Origin of the sequence: Plantactinospora solaniradicis (assembly GCF_042658085.1) — a bacterium.
GTDB classification, from domain to species: domain Bacteria; phylum Actinomycetota; class Actinomycetes; order Mycobacteriales; family Micromonosporaceae; genus Plantactinospora; species Plantactinospora solaniradicis.
The window spans coordinates 14,265-29,637 of the sequence record NZ_JBHSPR010000055.1 but is presented as its reverse complement, the minus strand read 5'-3'; the positions used below and the strand labels follow the sequence as shown (position 1 = coordinate 29,637).

The window sequence follows — 15,373 nt, the reverse complement described above, 5'->3', positions numbered from 1 at the left end:
CCCGCGTTACGGCCGGCGGTAGATCGTGATCGAGTGACCGACCTCGTCGATGGGCCTGCTGCCCTCGATCAGCGTCATCAGCGGGCGGTCGCGCCTGGCGAGTCGACTGTTTGACACGACGAGCAACCCGTGGACCTCGCTCGGGGGGACCTTGAGCGGGTTGTTCGCGGCGATTCCGTAGTAGGACGGTGCGCCGCCGCCTTTGTAGACGAGCCATACCTTTTCTCCCGGGTACCGCTGCCGGAGGCGGTCGGCCAGTCGCCCCAGGTCCTGACCCCAGTCGACGTTCGAGTCGTGCAGGTGCAGGTGGGTTTTCGACGGCCCGCCGAACGCCTCGTTGGAGTACGGCAGGTAGTAGGGGTAGGTGCGCAGCGAAGAGATCGCGACGAACAGGACCAGCGCCGCAGTCACGGCGGCTGCCCACCGCCAGCGGGCAGCGACCACGGCCGCGGCCGCGACGGCCAGGAACATCGGCATGAAGATCGCGTACCGGGTGCCGAAGTCGCGGGACCCGGTCACGGCTGCGGCAAACAGGACCCCCGTTGGGATGAGCACGTACGGCACCGCGGGCCGCAGCCGGTTTACCGTCACCATCGCCACGCTGCCGGCAAGCCACAGCGCGAGGGCGCCGAGCGGCGTCTTCACCAGCAACGCGACCGGCAGGTAGTACCACAACGAGCCTCGGTAGTGCCGGCCGAACAGGAAGCCGTGGAATGTCCTCCGCTCGAAACGGACCTGGATGCGCATCCCGTCCCGGTACGGCTCCGGAAACGGCAGCCACTCGAAGGCCCGTCCACGCAACCCTTGGAGGGCCCGCATGTTGTCCGGAGTCACCCAGCCCAACCGGGGATCGACGGCGAGATACGTGCCCCACACCACGACGACCGCGACCAGGGCGACGCCGATCGCCGCCGCCACGCCGATCGCGAGAAGCCGAGCCCGTTCGCGCCTGCCGAGGTCCTTCCTCCGGCCGGCGTACCAGACGGACATGACGACCAGCAGCAGTAGTAGCGGTACCGCCGCGAGCGCGCTCATCCTCGTGGCCATGGCGGCGCCGATCGCCAAGCCTGCGAGTGGGAGGTAGCGCAGCGGTCTCTCCCGGGCGCGCCACAGCATCCAGATCGACGTCAGCAGGAACCCGGACGTGGCGACGTCGAGCGTGGCCAACGACCCGTGCGCGATGATGTCGGGCGAGAACGTGTACAGGGCGAGCGCCACCAACCCGCCCGCCCGGCCGACGAGATCGGCGGCGAACAGGTAGACGACCAGACCGAACAGCAGCGTCAACAGGATCATCGGTAGCCGCGCCAGCAGCATCAGCTGCCCGGGGTCGTTGCCGGATTCGTAGAGCAGATGCCGCCCGACCTGCCCCTGGTTACCGGTGTAGGCCGGATCGAGGCGTGCGCCGCTGAAGACCAGACCGGCCCCGATGATCAGCTTCCCCAGCGGCGGATGCTCGGGGTTGTACCGCAGGCTGTGCTCCCGCAGGTAGACCATTGCCGTGCCCACGTACACGGGCTCGTCGATGGTCGGGGTCTGCTGCACGGCGGTGCTCACCATCGCGACCGCCATCTGGACGAGGAACGCGACCACGACGAGCGCGAACAGCCACCTTCGGTGCCGCCGCAGTCCGTCGAAGCGGCCCGGCGGGGCGGACGGCGCGGCGGCCTGGCGACCGTCGGAATCGAGGAGCGGGTGCTGTTCCTGCATCATCATCCAGGTATCCAGTGAGTCCGATCAGAACCGTCACTCCGCTTGTCGGCATAGATGATGACACGGCCCCGGTTCAGGGCTGACCGGGCGGGTGGCTGGGCACATCCGAACCAGCGGCATCGCCGGGGCGGGCCCGCGGGTACTTCAGGTTCAGGATCATGTCGTCCTTCCCCTTGACATGGCGATCGGCAACGCGCATCCTCCTGCTAAATCAATTTAGCGGCGCGCCTCCCCGACAGCCGCCAGTGCGGGGTTCGCTGTGTCGGGCCGGCTGCGCCGGCCGGGCGGGCCGCGTCCGCTAGGGAGGGATCTGGATGAGGTTACGAAGAGGGGTGGTCGTCACGCTCGTCTCCGTGCTGGCGCTCGCCTCTTCCGGTACGGCGTACGGAAGCCTGGCCGACCGGGGCAGCTCGCAGACGGGCGTCCGGAGTGTCACGCCGATCACCACGGTCTATACGTACGGACAGAAGGTGTCCGCGGTAGCGGTCGAGTACGCCGCGACGGTCAACCCACGTATGGTGGACAACCGGACGTTCGGAGTGTCGGACACCATCTACAACTTCCGGTTCAACCCCATCGAGGATCTTCCGAAGCTGGCCGACCGGACCGTCACGCACACCTACACCAACAGTGCACCGACGACCCGCCCGGACCACCGGTCCGTGCCGGGCAGGTACGTCATCGTCGAGCTGGCTCCCACCGATCCCGGCGGATGGACGGTCATCGTCTCCAAGTGCCCGACGTTCCTCTGCACGGTGAAGGTGAATCCGGATCTCCCGACCCGGGTGGTGCAGCGGAAGGACGTCCACGGCCAACCGGGGAAGGGGTCGGGTAAGGGCCCGCTGCTTGCCAAAGCCGCGCCGCACCGCTCTCTCGGCGTCACCGAGAAGCCGGTCAACCTGCTCGTCGACGAGTTCACATACGGCTCGTTCCTGAACGGCGGGATGGTGCTGCCATACCACTACCACCTGCCCAAGGACTACCAGCCCGGTAGGAAGTATCCGCTCGTGGTCGTCCTGCCCGGCCACGGCATGGGCTGGGACGGAGACAACCTGGGGGTCCAGATCGCGGCCGACATCCCCGCGACCGCGTGGCTGCAGTCGAGCTGGACCGGCAGCAGTGAGGACGTGATCGTCCTGGCCCCGCAGAACCAGCGGGTCGGTGCCGCCGCCGAGGCCGACCTGCTGGTCAAGCTGCTCGACCAGTTCGTCCGCGACTTCGGCGTGGACACCCGACGGGTGTACGCGACGACCGTCTCCTACGGCTCCACGCTGCTGTGGGAGGCGTTCGCGAAACGTCCGGACCTATTCGCCGCGGGACTGGTGACCGGCGGTTTCCAGGTCGGCGCGGAGCAGGCGACCGCGATCGCGAACGCCGAGATTCCGCTCTGGATCACGCACGGTGTGCACGACCACCTGCTCAACGTCGCCGGGGCACGCAGCTCCGCCGCGGCATTGCGGGAGGCGTACGCGGGGCGGGGGAAGACCCCGGAGCAGACTGCCGATCTGGTGCACTACACCGAGTACGAGGACGATGCCTTCTCGCTGCCTGACTACCACGCGGCGTTCGGACCGACGTACGAGGACAGCGGGATTCTGCGCTGGCTGCTGACCCGGAGAAAGCCGTCGGCGTAGTGCCCGGTCGGCCCGTCCCGCGTCCGTCGAGAGCGGGCCGCTCGGCCGGCCCGTCCTGGTGACTCCGGCGGGGCTTCTCGCTGGCGGACCCGCTCCGCGGCGGGAGACATCCGGGCCCCGACCCTGGTATGCCTCCCGCCGTGGAGCGTCTACGACGTCTTCACCGCACCGGGTACGTGATGTTCGGTCGGGGAGGCGTGCTCATGCCTGCACCGAGGAAGTAGTCGACGTGATGCGACTGCATATAGCCCTTGAGGGTCATGGCGTTGCGGTAGGCGGGGTTGTGGGCGAGCGTGTACAGCCGGGTGCTGCTCGGCTGGTTGGTGGTGAAGATGATGAGCTCGTTGTAGCTGGCGTTGGTGTAGACGACTTCCTCGCGCCAGTCGCCGAGGATGTCACCGACGAGCGTGGGCTGGACTCCCTGGCTCGCGTTGACCGCGCCGTAGCTCCAGGTGCTGACCAGCCGGGGCACGCTACCGCTCGCGGTGGGGCTGTTCGGGTTCCATTTCTCGATCTTGCCGTCGTTGAGCAGTTCCATGGTGGTGTCGCCGTCCCACCAGAGGCCGAGTTGCGGCCATGGCTGTAGTGAGGTGTTGGGCTCGGCGAGCCGGTTGGTGGGCGCGTTGTAGAGGCCGGAGAATGCCCAGACCTCCATGCCGGGCAGGCGTGGATCGATGTCGCCGGCCATGCCGCGTCCGACGTCGGCGGTGCCGGACTCGACATGCCGCCAGATGATGGCGCCGGTCGCGGCGTCGTAGTAGTAGTCGCGTAGGCCGCTGGGGTTGACCTGCTGGACGCCGTAGCCCTGCAAGCCTGGGCGGTTGGGGTCCATCTTGGCGATGTGGAAGCGGTCGCCGTGGATGACGCCCTGGGGTCCCATGGAGTACCTCAGGGTGCCGTTGCCGCCCAGCACGAACCCGATCTCGGCGACCTCGTCCTTCCCGTCGCCGTCGACGTCGATGATCCGGGTGTTGTGTCCGTCGGGCGTGTTCTGGTTGCCGCGCAGCCACTTCCACTGCTGGGTCAGGGCCGAGCCGGTGAACCGCCAGGCGGTCATCATGAGGTTGAAGTCGCCGCTGCCGATCCGGTTCTTCATGAAGGCCACCAGGCTCGGGTTGATCCCGTCGAGGTGTCCCACGCCGAACCGGGCGTACATGGGGCCGTCGGCCAGGTAGTCGGTCGGCACCGGCGCGGTGGCGCGGGGCGCTCCGGTCGTGCCGTCGAGGATGGCGATGAACTGGCGGTTGTTGTCGCTGTTGGTGAACGTGGTTCCGTTGCCGAACCGGACGCCGTTGGCGATCCGCAGGGCGACCTCGGCGCGGCCGTCGCTGTCGAGGTCGTAGACGGTGACGCCGTCGTTGTGTCCGACGTCGATGGTGGCAGAGCCGCCCTCGATGTTGTCCTGGTCGGTGCTGTTCGGGCCCATGTTGACCGACCAGAGGAACTGACCGTTGCCCCGGTAGGCCTCGACCGTCTGCGGAGACGTCTGTCGGTCCAGCACGTAGTCGTACTCGCCATCGCCGTCGAGGTCTCCGACCCAGACGAACTTGACGGCGCCGCCGGCGCGCAGCGGCACCCGGACCACCGGCTCGGTGGCGTGGTTGGCGGTCAACGTGAACGGCCCGCTGGGCGCCTGCTCCACACCGCCTATCACCGACCGTACGTGGTAGGTGTTCGGCTGGCCCAGGTTCGCGGTGGTGTCGGTGTAGTTCGTTCCGCCGGTCAGCACGGACGAGTTGAGCCTGACGGCCGCGCCGCCGCCGGTGGAGCGGTACACGTTGAAGCCGATGCCGGCCGGGTCGAGTCCGAGCAGCCGCCAGGCGACCAGCACCTGGGTGTTGTTCGATCGCACGGCCACCACGCCACGACCGAGACTCTCCATCCGACGGGCGCCGGCGGGCGGTGGGGCCGTGCCGCCCGTCGTGACGTCGAGGTAGTCGATGTTCGCCAGCCCGCCGCCAGTCGTCGCGGCGAGCCGGATGGTGTTGTTGCCGGCGTTCAGCGCAACGGTCAGCGTCCTGGTTGCCCAGCGGTTGAACCCGCCGGTGCCGTCGAACGCGAATCCGCCCTGCACCACCGTTCCGTTGACGCTGATGTCGGCGGGTCGGCCGGCGGCACCGCCGTTGGCGTATCGGATGTCCACGGTGCCGGGGCCGGCGCTGGGCGCGCTGACGGTGAACTGGGCCGCGGCCCCGGTGGCGCCGTTGGTGTCGCAGAACCCGGTGCCGGAGTACCCGGAGTGGTTCGCCGCGATGGTCCCGTCGCAGGTGGCTGGCGTGTTCTCGGCCTCGTACCGGGTCGTGGCGGCGGTCGCGCCGACGGCGACCAGCACCCCGGCGCCGGTCAGGAGGGTCGTCACGGCGGTGACGACGAGGAGCTTCGTCCTTCTTCTCATTCGATCCTCCTAAGCAGGTAGGTGGTCGCCGACCAGCGCCAGGCACTGGATCGCGGCCAGGCCGTACTGGGAACTGGCGTTGGTGGAGACGAAACCGGCCTCGTCGACCGGCTTGAGCACCGCGGATCCCTCGACCCGTTCGGAGCGCCAGTTCAGGTTTCGCGGGTAGCCGGCGTGGCCGGTGTGGAACTCCTGCCAGGCGCGGGCGGCCAGCGCCGCGTTGCCGGTCCTGGCGGCGGCGTAGGCGGTCAGCCGGGCGTGGGCCTGGCGCAGGTTGAGGCTGCCGAAGGAGACGCCGGTTTCGGCGATCTGCTCGGCGGCGGTGCCGTTGTACAGCCGGCAGTACTGCAGCCAGGCGTCGGTGAAGTCGGGCAGGTCGAGCAGGTCGACGAGTTCGCTGCAGATCTCGACGAGGCCGAAGACCGCGCCGAGTGAGCCGACGGAGACCGTTGGTTCGGCGGGGGCGTACGCGCCGGTGTCCAGGTCGTAGAGCCCGCTGCCCTGGATGAAGCCGTTGGGCATGGCGGCGATGGTGCGGGCGCTGTTGACGAGTTTGCGCAGCGCGATCGGGTTTCCGCCGCGTTCCCACTCGGTGAGGAACGCGGCGGCCAGGCCGCTCCAGTCGGTGCCGGTCCCGACCGAGAGCGCGTGCGGATCCGGCTCGTACGGCTCGGTGCGGATCTTGCGGATCGGATCGAGCACCAGGAAGGTGCGGTCGGCGTCGACGAGGTCGCGCATCAGATCGCCGACCCGCTCGTCGGCTGTGAGGAAGTAGTAGAACCGGCGGTACGCGGCGGAGCTGATGCGTAGCTGCTTGGCGCTGTCGGCCCAGTGCAGTACCCCGTGGCGGGTGCCGAGGTCGCGGTACCTGCCGAGGTGGTAGACGTCGACCTCGCCGGTGTGCCGGGTCATGGCCTCGGCGAAGCGGAACACGTCGGCCCGCCCGGAGCGCAGGTACTGGTACCACAGCCACAGGTCGGGGGAGAGTTCGGAGTTGGCCCAGGCGTATCCGCCGACGTCGTACCGCCACACGTGCCGGTCCGGGTCGTAGCTGTGCATGATGTCGCCGTAGTTCCAGAACCCGTACCAGGAGCGCTGCTCCACCTGGTTGCGGTGGAAGTCGAACAGGAAGTCAAGCCGGTCCTCGATCTCCCGCCGGGCGTCGGTGCTCCGGTCGACCGGGCTCCAGTCGCCGAAAACGCCGGCCGCGTGCAGGTGGGCCGGCGGGGCGACGATCAGCGGCGGGGTGCGGACGGCAGCGGCGAGCTCGGCGATCCGGCCGGCGGACGGCGTGCCGTCGAGCGCCCAGAAGGACAGTTCGGTGGTGCGCGCTATCCCGTACGGGCTGCCGAAGCCGGGCTCGTAGTCCTCGTAGGTGATCTCCAGCCCTTCCAGTTGCTCCGGGTAGGTGTCCTGACCCATCCCGTCGTGGTAGAAGCGCAGGTCCATCGGCGTGGCATCGGGGGACCACAGCCAGGCGGTCACCTCTGCGGTGTCGCTGGCCGCGCCGCGGACGTCGAGCTGGGTCGGGTGCAGTTGCCAGAAGTCCTTCACGCCGAACGCGAGGCCGCCGGAGATGCCGCCGACGTATCCGAGGCCGGCGGCGCGGCGGCCGGTGTCGACCTGGATCCAGCCGTGGCCGGCGGAGGTGCGCTTGCGGATGTCGAAGCAGCCGTCGGAGAGCTGTCGCAGGCTGAAGTCGCCCCAGGCCGGAATGAGGTGTAGCCGGCTGCTCACCCGGGTGTCCCAGGTGGACAGCTCGGGCGTGGGGCGTCCGGCTACCTGCGCCTGCCGTACCACCGCGCCGGGGTCGCGGCGCAGGCCGGTGATGCCGCGGACCGCCTCGCCGAGCACGCCGGCGCCGTCCCCGGCGAACCGCACGTGCCGGTCGTGCGGCTGGTCGGTCATCGGCACCTGGAAGCGCACGCCGAGACCGCTGATGAAGTCCTTCTTGTCGTTGCCGTCGAAGACGAAGGTGTGCACCATCCGGATGCCGTCGCTGCCGGCGTAGAAGTAGAGCCGCACGGTGAAGGGCAACCACTCGCGGCGGCCCCGGTCGGCGCGGTGCCGGCCCTCGATCCGCACCACTGCCCGTACCGGGCCGCGCTGTTCGATCGTCACCGCGTGGATGTCGCTGGTGAACCCCTCCTGTCGCACGGTGCCCGCTTCGTGATCCCCGGGGTCGTCCTTGCGCAGACAGACCAGTGTGCCGTTCGTGGCGACGGTGCGGTCGCCACGAACGACCGCCGGGACCAGCACGCGGCCGCGGCGAGCGATCCGGCAGCGGACGACGCCGGTGTCCACCTCGATCAGCTTGGCGCTCTCGACGACCCGCAACGGGACGTCCGGTGCGGCCGGCTGGCCGGGGCGGAGCAGGTACTCCGTGGCGGGCGGGACGTCGGTGCCGACCGCGTGGGCGGTCCACTTGACCGTGCCGTCGGGCCAGAACCCGATCGGCCAGGTTTGCACGGGTACCACGGTGCCGGCGGTGGTGGTCAAGGAAAGCTCCTGACCACGGGCCAGGGCACCGCGCGGCCACGGCACGCCCCAGGTGGCGCCGACCAGGGCTGCGGGTGTGCCGCCCTCGAGCCAGCGAAGCGGCACGCCGGCGTCGAGGCCGGGGGCGGCACCGGTCCGCTCGCCGGCCGGCGCGGTGCGGTGCGGTGCGGCGGCGGCCGGTCGGATGCTCGGGACCTGGGTCGCGACGCCGGCGATCGCGACGCCCATCAGCAGGCTGCGTCTGGGCAGTTGGGGCATAGCGCACTCCACTTCGTGGGGGATCGCGGCCGGAGGCCGCTGTGGAAACGCTTACTATGTCGTGCAGGTAACCAGAGAGTTGCATCGATGTCAATGTGGAGGCACTCCGCCTTTGTTCGCTGCTAGAGGAGGGTTGCTCGTCGTCATGGCGCTGTCCTATGCTCCAGTTCATCACTACAAACGCTTTAACTAGACCTGCACCCATCGACGGCTGGCTCTCGCCCTACACCGGTTGGACCAGGGCGCACTGGGAAGCCGTCGCCGACCACCTGCTGGACGCGGTCCTGCCCCATGCCGTGCCGGGCTTCGCCCAGGTCCGCCTGCCCGGGCGGCCCAGCGGTGCCGGCCTGTCCAGCGACGGTCTGGAGGGGTACGCCCGGACGTTCCTGCTCGCCGCGTTCCGCATCGCCGGCGCCGGCGGCGACGTGCCGGCGGCCCTCATCGAGCGGTACGCGGACGGTCTCACCCACGGCACCGACCCCGGGCACCGGTACGCGTGGCCGTCCCTGGCCGACTGCTCCCAGCAACTCGTGGAGGCGGCCTCGATCGCCCTCGCCCTGCACGAAACCCGGCCGTGGCTGTTCGACCGACTCGACCCGCGGGTGCAGGAGCGGGTCGTGGACTGGCTGGCCGGCGTCACCGGCAAGCGGACGTGGCAGAGCAACTGGGTGCTGTTCCCGGTGGTGGTCCAGCAGTTCCTGGTCAACGTCGGAGGGCCGCACGACACGGCCGAGATCGACGGCGGGCTGGAACGGATCGAACAGTGGTACGTCGGGGACGGCTGGTACACCGACGGCGCCGGCCAGTGCTTCGACTACTACGCCGGCTGGGCCATGCACCTGTACCCGCTGATGTGGGCCCGGATGTCCGGCGACCGGGAACGGGCCGACCGGTACCGGCAGCGGCTGCGCGCGTTTCTGGCGCAGTACCAGCACATGTTCGCCCGGGACGGCGCCCCGGTGCACCAGGGCCGGTCGCTGTGCTATCGGTTCGCCAGCGTCGCTCCGCTGTGGCTCGGCGAGCTGATGGACGTCAGCGCGCTGCCGCCCGGCCGCACCCGCCGGATCGCCAGCGGCGTGCTCCGGCACTTTGTCGAGCGGGGCGTGCCGGACGAGCGGGGGCTGCTCGACCTCGGCTGGTACGAACGTTTCCTGCCCTGCACCCAGCCCTACTCCGGGCCGGCGTCGCCGTACTGGGCCAGCAAGGCCTTTCTCGGGCTGCTACTGCCCGCCGACCACCCGTCGTGGACGGTGCGCGAGGCCGCCGCCCCGATCGACGACGGCGACCAGGTCGTGGCGATGCCCGGCCCCGGCTGGCTGCTGCACGCCACCCGCCACGACGGGATCGTGCGGGTGGTCAACCACGGCAGCGACCGGGCCCGCCACCTCGCGGCCAACGGGCTGGAGGACCCGCACTACACCCGCCTCGGGTACGCCTCCCATGCCGCCCCGGAGACCGGTGAGGAGGCCCGGGCGCGGGCAGTCGACGGCCACCTCGCCGTCGTCGCACCGGACGGCACGGTCTCGCGTCGCCGCCGGATCGAGCCGATCGCCGCGTACGACCGGTTCGCCGCCTCGGCCTACGAGGACGAGCTGCCGGGCGGCCCGGTGCGGGTGGAGACGGCGTCGGTCGTGCGCGGGCCGTGGGAGCTGCGGGTGCACCGGGTGACCGCGCCACCCGGCTGCGGGGTGCGCGAGGGCGGGTACGCGCTCGCCGCCGCCCGCCCGCCGGCCGCGGACCTCGGGTCCGGATGGGCACGGGTGAGCAGGCCGGACGGACTGGCCAGCGTCGTGGTCGCCCTGCACGGCTCGGGTGAGGCCGCGATCGCGCGAGCGGTGGACGCCAGCGCGTACGGCGCGTGCTCCGCCACGCCGTACCTGACCGCGTCCGACCACCCGGGTGGCAGCGCCGTGTACGTCTCGCTGGTGGCGCTCACCGGCGACCGCGTCGTTCCCGGTGCGCTGCGGGAGGCGGTCGTGGTGGCGGTCGACGGGGACAGGGTCGGCGTGCACTTCCCGGACGGGGAGCGGATCGAGGTGATGCTCGGTGCCCGACCGGCGTACGCGCGCTATCCAGTGGTCGGCGCCTCGGTCCACTGGTCGACGGCTTGACACTGCTCAGCGCGCGGCCGATGATCCTGTAACCGTTTTCTGGAATCGTTACACCGGGGTGGTGCGATGGTGCGGCAGCGGAGCGAACCTGTGGATGGCCGGCGTCGGTCCACGATCCGTGAGGTGGCCGACCGTGCCGGCGTCTCCGTGGCGACCGTCTCCCGGATCCTGACCGGCAGCTACCCGGCCTCGCCGGCCACCCGGGCGCGGGTCATGCGCGCGGTCAAGGAGCTGGACTACGTGGCCAACGCCCATGCCCGGGCGCTGGCCGGGACGCCGAGCAAGAGCGTCGCCATCGTGCTCAACTCGGTGATCTCGCCGCACTACGCCCACGTCGCCCAGGGCGTGGAGGCCCAGGCCGCCAGCGAGGGTCGGCTGTGCCTGATCGGCACCACCGGTGGTGATCCCGAGCGTGAGTTCGCGATGGTCAAGTTCATGCGGGAGCAGCACGCCGAGGCGGTCATCCTGGTCGGAAACGTGGTGGCTGACGAGAAGTACCGGCAGCGGATGAGCCAGTACGCGCGCGCCCTGGCCGCGATCGGCTCCCGGCTGGTGCTGTGTGGCCGCCCGCCGCTCGGCCCGGACGTGCCCGCGGTCGTGGTGGAGTACGACCATGCCGGCGGCGCGTTCGCGGCCACCAGCCATCTGCTGTCCGCCGGACACGAGCGGATCCTGTTCCTGGGCCACCGCCCCGGCTACACCACCGCCGACGGTCGGCTGGCCGGGTACCGCCGGGCGCTGGCCGCGCACCGCGTGCCGCACGATCCGACGCTGGAGGTCGAGGGCACGATGGAGTGGCATGAGGGCTACCGGATGATGCAGCAGCGGCTGGCCGCCGGGTCGCCGGACTTCACCGCCGTCTTCTGCGTCAACGACCTCATTGCCGGCGGTGCCCATCGCGCACTGGTCGAGCGGGGGCTGCGGGTGCCCGACGACGTGTCGATGGTCGGTTTCGACGACCTGCCGCCCTCGCTCGACCTCAACCTGACCACCGTGCACCTGCCGCACGAGGAGGTCGGGCGCACCGCGGTGCGCCTCGCGCTGGAACACGAGGCGCGCGGTGGCACCCCCGCGCACGTCGTCCTCGGCACCCACCTGGTGGTCCGGAACTCGGTCCGGCCCCGCCCCACCTGAGGCGGGGCCGGGCGGCCGGCTCACTTCGCGGCGGCGTGCTCGGTGGCCAGTTCCTCGGCGACCCTGTCGCCGCCCGCCTGCCGCCACTGGACGACGGTGTCCCGCCACGCCGAGGCCGGCTTGCGACCGAAGACGATCGCCGAGATGCTGTCCCCGACGATGCGCTGCAGCTCGGCGCCCTTGCTGGTCTGCGTCGCGGACCGCAGGCCCAGCCCTGGGTCGGCCACCGCTTTCGGCAGCACCGCTTTCTCCCACTCGTGGACGGCGCGGGCCGCGTTCGGGTACCCCGGCAGGTACAGCACCGCCGGCGCCACCGCGATGAACTTGACCGGGAGGTTGTCGGTGTTCTCCACCTTGTACAGGTCGGTGGTCCTGATGCCGCTCCCGTCTCTGGTGAAATGCACGCCCTCGATCCCGTAGTTGGCCAGCTCGTACTCGGCCGTGCCGAACGGGGCGCTGAGGTAGTCACAGATCCGTAGCAGCAGCTTGATCCGGTCGGTGCCGGCCTTCTTGAACGCGGCGTGCCCGAAGTAGCCGGACCCCCGCCACGGCGTCGGGTTGGGTCCGTACGGCCGGCCCAGGTCGAACTCGAACCGGTCGTCGATCTTGGTCAGGGTGGCCAGCTTGACCGAACCGAAGCCGTCGGTGGTGGAGACGACGGTGCCGTTGTGCCAGAACGTCTGCAGGTCGGTGGAGCTGATCGAGAGGCTGTCCGGGTGGTAGGCGCCGGCCTCGGCGAGCCGGCGCATGACGCCGAGCGCCTCCTCGAACTCGGGCGTCGTGAACGTGCTCACGAACTTCCCGCCGTCCAACCGCCACGCGTTCGGTGCGCCGAGCGAGCCGGCATGGAACGTGATCGCGCCGAGCCCGCCGAACAGCGGCTTGGACCCGGCGATGCCCCACCGACGGCCGGCGGTGACCTGCTTCAGACCCGTGAGGAACCCTTCGGTGTCCCAGTCCACCGGTACGCCGGCCTGGCCCAGGGCGGTGCGGTTGACGAAGAGGCTGTTGCCGGGCGCCGGGCGCTCCAGCGGCACCCCGAAGATCCTGCCGTCGATGCGGCCCATGGCCTGCCAGGCGCGGGTCGGAATGTTGGCGAGGTTCGGATAGTCGCCGATCGCGTCCCCACCGACGAGAGCGGAGATGTCCGCGCAGCGGGCCTGGATGAACTCGTGCGAGCGGGGCAGCGCCAACTGGCTGAACATGATGATGTCGGGCAGGTCGTCGCCGGAGGCCATCAGCGTCGTCATCTTCTGCCCGTACTCGGCGTCCGGGACGACCACGACCTTGAGGTTGACGTTCAGCGCCTTGTTGATCGCCTGCCAGAGCCGGTTCGTCTCCACCGGCTTCGGCGGGGCGCCGTAGGTGATGACCATCGCGGTGACCTCTGAGCCGTCGCCGACGGTGTCGTTCACCGACCTGACCACCTGCTGCGGGTAGTTCAGGTACAGCGGCTGGACACCGGACTCGTCGCCGGGGGAGTCGGGTCGCGGGCCGGCGAACGGCGTGTAGGTCGGCCACGGCGCCAGGTTCTTGCCGGCGTTGCCGACGTCGCCGCCGGAGCCGTCACCGCAGGCGCTGAGGGCCGGCGCGGCCACGGTGGCGAACGCACCGGCGCCGGCGAGCTTCAGCAGTGACCGCCGGTGGACGTGAGAAGCCATACGTGGTCCCTCCCTTCGAGGGTGGTCAGGCCTTGAGAGCGCCGGTGAGCACGCCCTTGACGAAGTAGCGCTGCAGGAACGGGTAGATGAGCACGATCGGCGCGGTGGCGAGCACGACCACGGCCATCTGGGTGGACTGCGGAGCGGCGACGGTGGCGGCCTCACCGGAGATGTCGGCGCCACCGGTCACGTACTGGCGCAGGACCGTACCGATCGGCCATCTGGTCTGGTCGTTGAAGTAGATGATGGCCTCGAAGAAGCGGTTCCAGTAGGCGACCGCGTAGAACAGCCCGACGACCGCCAGCACCGCCTTGGACAGCGGCAGCACGATTCGCCACAGGATGGCCAGGTCGCCGGCGCCGTCGATGCGGGCCGCCTCCAGCAACTCGGCCGGGATGGACTGGAAGAAGCCGCGCATCACGACCAGGTTGAAGACGTTGACCAGGAACGGCAGGACCAACGCCGCGTACTGGTCGAACAGCCCGGTGGTGCGCACGACCAGGAACAGCGGAATCATCCCGGGCGGAAACAGGAACGTGAACAGGATCAGCAGCAGCAGCGGCCGACCGCCGTACACGTTCGGCCGGCTGAGTGCGTACGCCAGAAAGACCGTGCAGGCCAGGCTCAGCGCCGTGCCGACGACAGTGACGCCCGCGCTGACCAGCAGCGCCCGCGTCACGATCCCGCCGTCGAGGATCTCCGAGTACGCGCCGAAGGTGACCCGCTGGGGCCACACCACCCAGCCACCGTTGGCGATCACCTCCTGCGGCTCGGCCAGGCTGGTCGCCAGCACCGTCCACAGCGGAAAGACGACGAGCAGTACGACGACGGCGAGCGCCACCGCCTTCGCGAACCGGATCCCCGGCCCGGGACGGCCCTGCCAGGCCGGATATCCCGCCCGCCTGCCTTTGACCGTGGTCCTCATCGCTGGTACACCCCCTGCTCGCCGAGCCGGTGCGCCACCTTGTTCGCCGTGTACACCAACGCGACGCCGATCAGCCCCTTGAACAACCCGGCCGCGGCCGCGTAGCCGAACTCGCCACTGGCGAAGCCGGTGAAGTACACGAAAGTGTCGAGCACCTCTCCCGCCTCCGGCCCGACCGCCTGCCGTTGCAGGAAGAACTGCTCGAAGCCGACGTCCAGGAACTCACCCAACCGCAGCACCAGCAGCAGCACGAGCACCGGCCGGATACCGGGCAGCGTCACGTGCCACAGCCGCCGCCACCAGCCGGCGCCGTCGAGGGCCGACGCCTCGTACTGCTGCTCGTCCACCTGCGAGAGCGCGGCCAGGAAGATGATGGTCGCCCAGCCGCACTCCTTCCAGATCACCTGCGCGACGACCAGCGGCCTGTACGCGTCCGGGTTGCCGATGACGTGGATCGAGCCCAGGCCCAGGTCGCCCAGCCAGCCGTTGACCACCCCGGCGCCGCCGAGCATGTGTTGGAACAACGCCACCACGATCACCCACGACAGGAAATGCGGTAGGTAGACGACGCTCTGCACGAACCGCTTGACGACCGGGCCCACCAGGCTGTGCAGCAACAGCGCCAACGCCAGCGGCGCAGGGAAGAAGAACACCAGCTGAAGCCCGGCGATCAGCACGGTGTTGCGGACGGCGTTCCAGAAATCCGGATCGCCGAACATCTGCTGGAAGTTGGCCGACCCGACCCACTCGCTGCCCGCGATGCCCAGGAACGGCACATAGTCGAGGAAGGCCAGCGTGTTGCCGAACAGCGCGCCGTAGTGGAAGACCAGGAAGTAGGCCACGCCGGGGGCCATCAACAGCAGCAGTATCCGGTCCCGTCGGATCCGCTGACGATGGCCCATCCGCGCCCTCGGGGCGGCGCGCTGCTCGCCGAGGTCCCCGGCGGCGTCGGTACGCCGGCCGACGTCGGACGACCGCTTCGCATCGATCGCGCTCACGTCGACGGCCTCCCGGGATCGTCACCATCGTCATCTGGCCGAAAC

General features: G+C 70.0%; 9 protein-coding genes. 3 read left to right on the top strand and 6 right to left on the bottom strand.

Annotation, left to right across the window (positions count from 1 at the left end):
- Positions 1 to 6: 6 nt before the first annotated feature.
- Positions 7 to 1,716: an ArnT family glycosyltransferase gene (locus tag ACFP2T_RS38945; RefSeq protein WP_377431320.1), complete on the bottom strand. Its 1,710-nt coding sequence runs from the start codon at positions 1,714 to 1,716 to the stop codon at positions 7 to 9.
- A 311-nt stretch (positions 1,717 to 2,027) separates the two neighbouring features.
- Here ACFP2T_RS38945 and ACFP2T_RS38940 point away from each other — a divergent pair, with 311 nt between their 5' ends.
- Positions 2,028 to 3,347: a hypothetical protein gene (locus tag ACFP2T_RS38940; protein ID WP_377431318.1), complete on the top strand. Its 1,320-nt coding sequence runs from the start codon at positions 2,028 to 2,030 to the stop codon at positions 3,345 to 3,347.
- Between the two features lie 160 nt (positions 3,348 to 3,507).
- On the opposite strand, the gene ACFP2T_RS38935 is transcribed toward ACFP2T_RS38940, so the two are convergent.
- The gene (locus ACFP2T_RS38935; RefSeq protein WP_377431316.1) at positions 3,508 to 5,742 is read right to left on the bottom strand and encodes a rhamnogalacturonan lyase family protein; all 2,235 of its coding nucleotides are present in this window, start codon (positions 5,740 to 5,742) and stop codon (positions 3,508 to 3,510) included.
- Between the two features lie 9 nt (positions 5,743 to 5,751).
- Positions 5,752 to 8,499 carry an exo-rhamnogalacturonan lyase family protein gene (locus ACFP2T_RS38930; protein WP_377431314.1) on the bottom strand — a complete coding sequence of 916 codons (2,748 nt, stop codon included), beginning with the start codon at positions 8,497 to 8,499 and terminating at the stop codon, positions 5,752 to 5,754.
- A gap of 158 nt (positions 8,500 to 8,657) precedes the next feature.
- Here ACFP2T_RS38930 and ACFP2T_RS38925 point away from each other — a divergent pair, with 158 nt between their 5' ends.
- Together ACFP2T_RS38925 and ACFP2T_RS38920 are read left to right on the top strand one after the other, a co-directional pair.
- Positions 8,658 to 10,610, top strand: a complete 1,953-nt coding sequence (locus tag ACFP2T_RS38925) for a DUF2264 domain-containing protein (protein WP_377431312.1) — start codon at positions 8,658 to 8,660, stop codon at positions 10,608 to 10,610.
- Positions 10,611 to 10,733: 123 nt separating this feature from the next.
- Positions 10,734 to 11,744 (top strand): LacI family DNA-binding transcriptional regulator, encoded by a 1,011-nt coding sequence (locus tag ACFP2T_RS38920; RefSeq protein ID WP_377431309.1) that lies wholly within the window; start codon positions 10,734 to 10,736, stop codon positions 11,742 to 11,744.
- Between the two features lie 20 nt (positions 11,745 to 11,764).
- On the opposite strand, the gene ACFP2T_RS38915 is transcribed toward ACFP2T_RS38920, so the two are convergent.
- The 3 genes from ACFP2T_RS38915 to ACFP2T_RS38905 are packed head-to-tail and all read right to left on the bottom strand — an operon-like array spanning position 11,765 to position 15,328.
- Complete coding sequence (locus ACFP2T_RS38915; protein WP_377431306.1) at positions 11,765 to 13,405, bottom strand: extracellular solute-binding protein; 1,641 nt, start codon at positions 13,403 to 13,405, stop codon at positions 11,765 to 11,767.
- Between the two features lie 25 nt (positions 13,406 to 13,430).
- Positions 13,431 to 14,330, bottom strand: a complete 900-nt coding sequence (locus tag ACFP2T_RS38910) for a carbohydrate ABC transporter permease (RefSeq protein ID WP_377431303.1) — start codon at positions 14,328 to 14,330, stop codon at positions 13,431 to 13,433.
- Positions 14,327 to 15,328, bottom strand: coding sequence for an ABC transporter permease (locus tag ACFP2T_RS38905; protein ID WP_377431300.1), 1,002 nt, complete (start codon positions 15,326 to 15,328; stop codon positions 14,327 to 14,329). The genes ACFP2T_RS38910 and ACFP2T_RS38905 overlap by 4 nt, the downstream gene beginning before the upstream one ends.
- Between the last annotated feature and the right edge of the window lie 45 nt (positions 15,329 to 15,373).

What these genes read in the sequence shown, in the direction of transcription:
- ACFP2T_RS38945 (WP_377431320.1), bottom strand. Translation starts at nt 1,716, where the DNA reads ATGATGATGCAGGAACAGCACCCGCTCCTCGATTCCGACGGTCGCCAG.
- ACFP2T_RS38935 (WP_377431316.1), bottom strand. Translation starts at nt 5,742, where the DNA reads ATGAGAAGAAGGACGAAGCTCCTCGTCGTCACCGCCGTGACGACCCTC.
- ACFP2T_RS38915 (WP_377431306.1), bottom strand. Translation starts at nt 13,405, where the DNA reads ATGGCTTCTCACGTCCACCGGCGGTCACTGCTGAAGCTCGCCGGCGCC.
- ACFP2T_RS38930 (WP_377431314.1), bottom strand. Translation starts at nt 8,499, where the DNA reads ATGCCCCAACTGCCCAGACGCAGCCTGCTGATGGGCGTCGCGATCGCC.
- ACFP2T_RS38925 (WP_377431312.1), top strand. Translation starts at nt 8,658, where the DNA reads ATGCTCCAGTTCATCACTACAAACGCTTTAACTAGACCTGCACCCATC.
- ACFP2T_RS38910 (WP_377431303.1), bottom strand. Translation starts at nt 14,330, where the DNA reads ATGAGGACCACGGTCAAAGGCAGGCGGGCGGGATATCCGGCCTGGCAG.
- ACFP2T_RS38940 (WP_377431318.1), top strand. Translation starts at nt 2,028, where the DNA reads ATGAGGTTACGAAGAGGGGTGGTCGTCACGCTCGTCTCCGTGCTGGCG.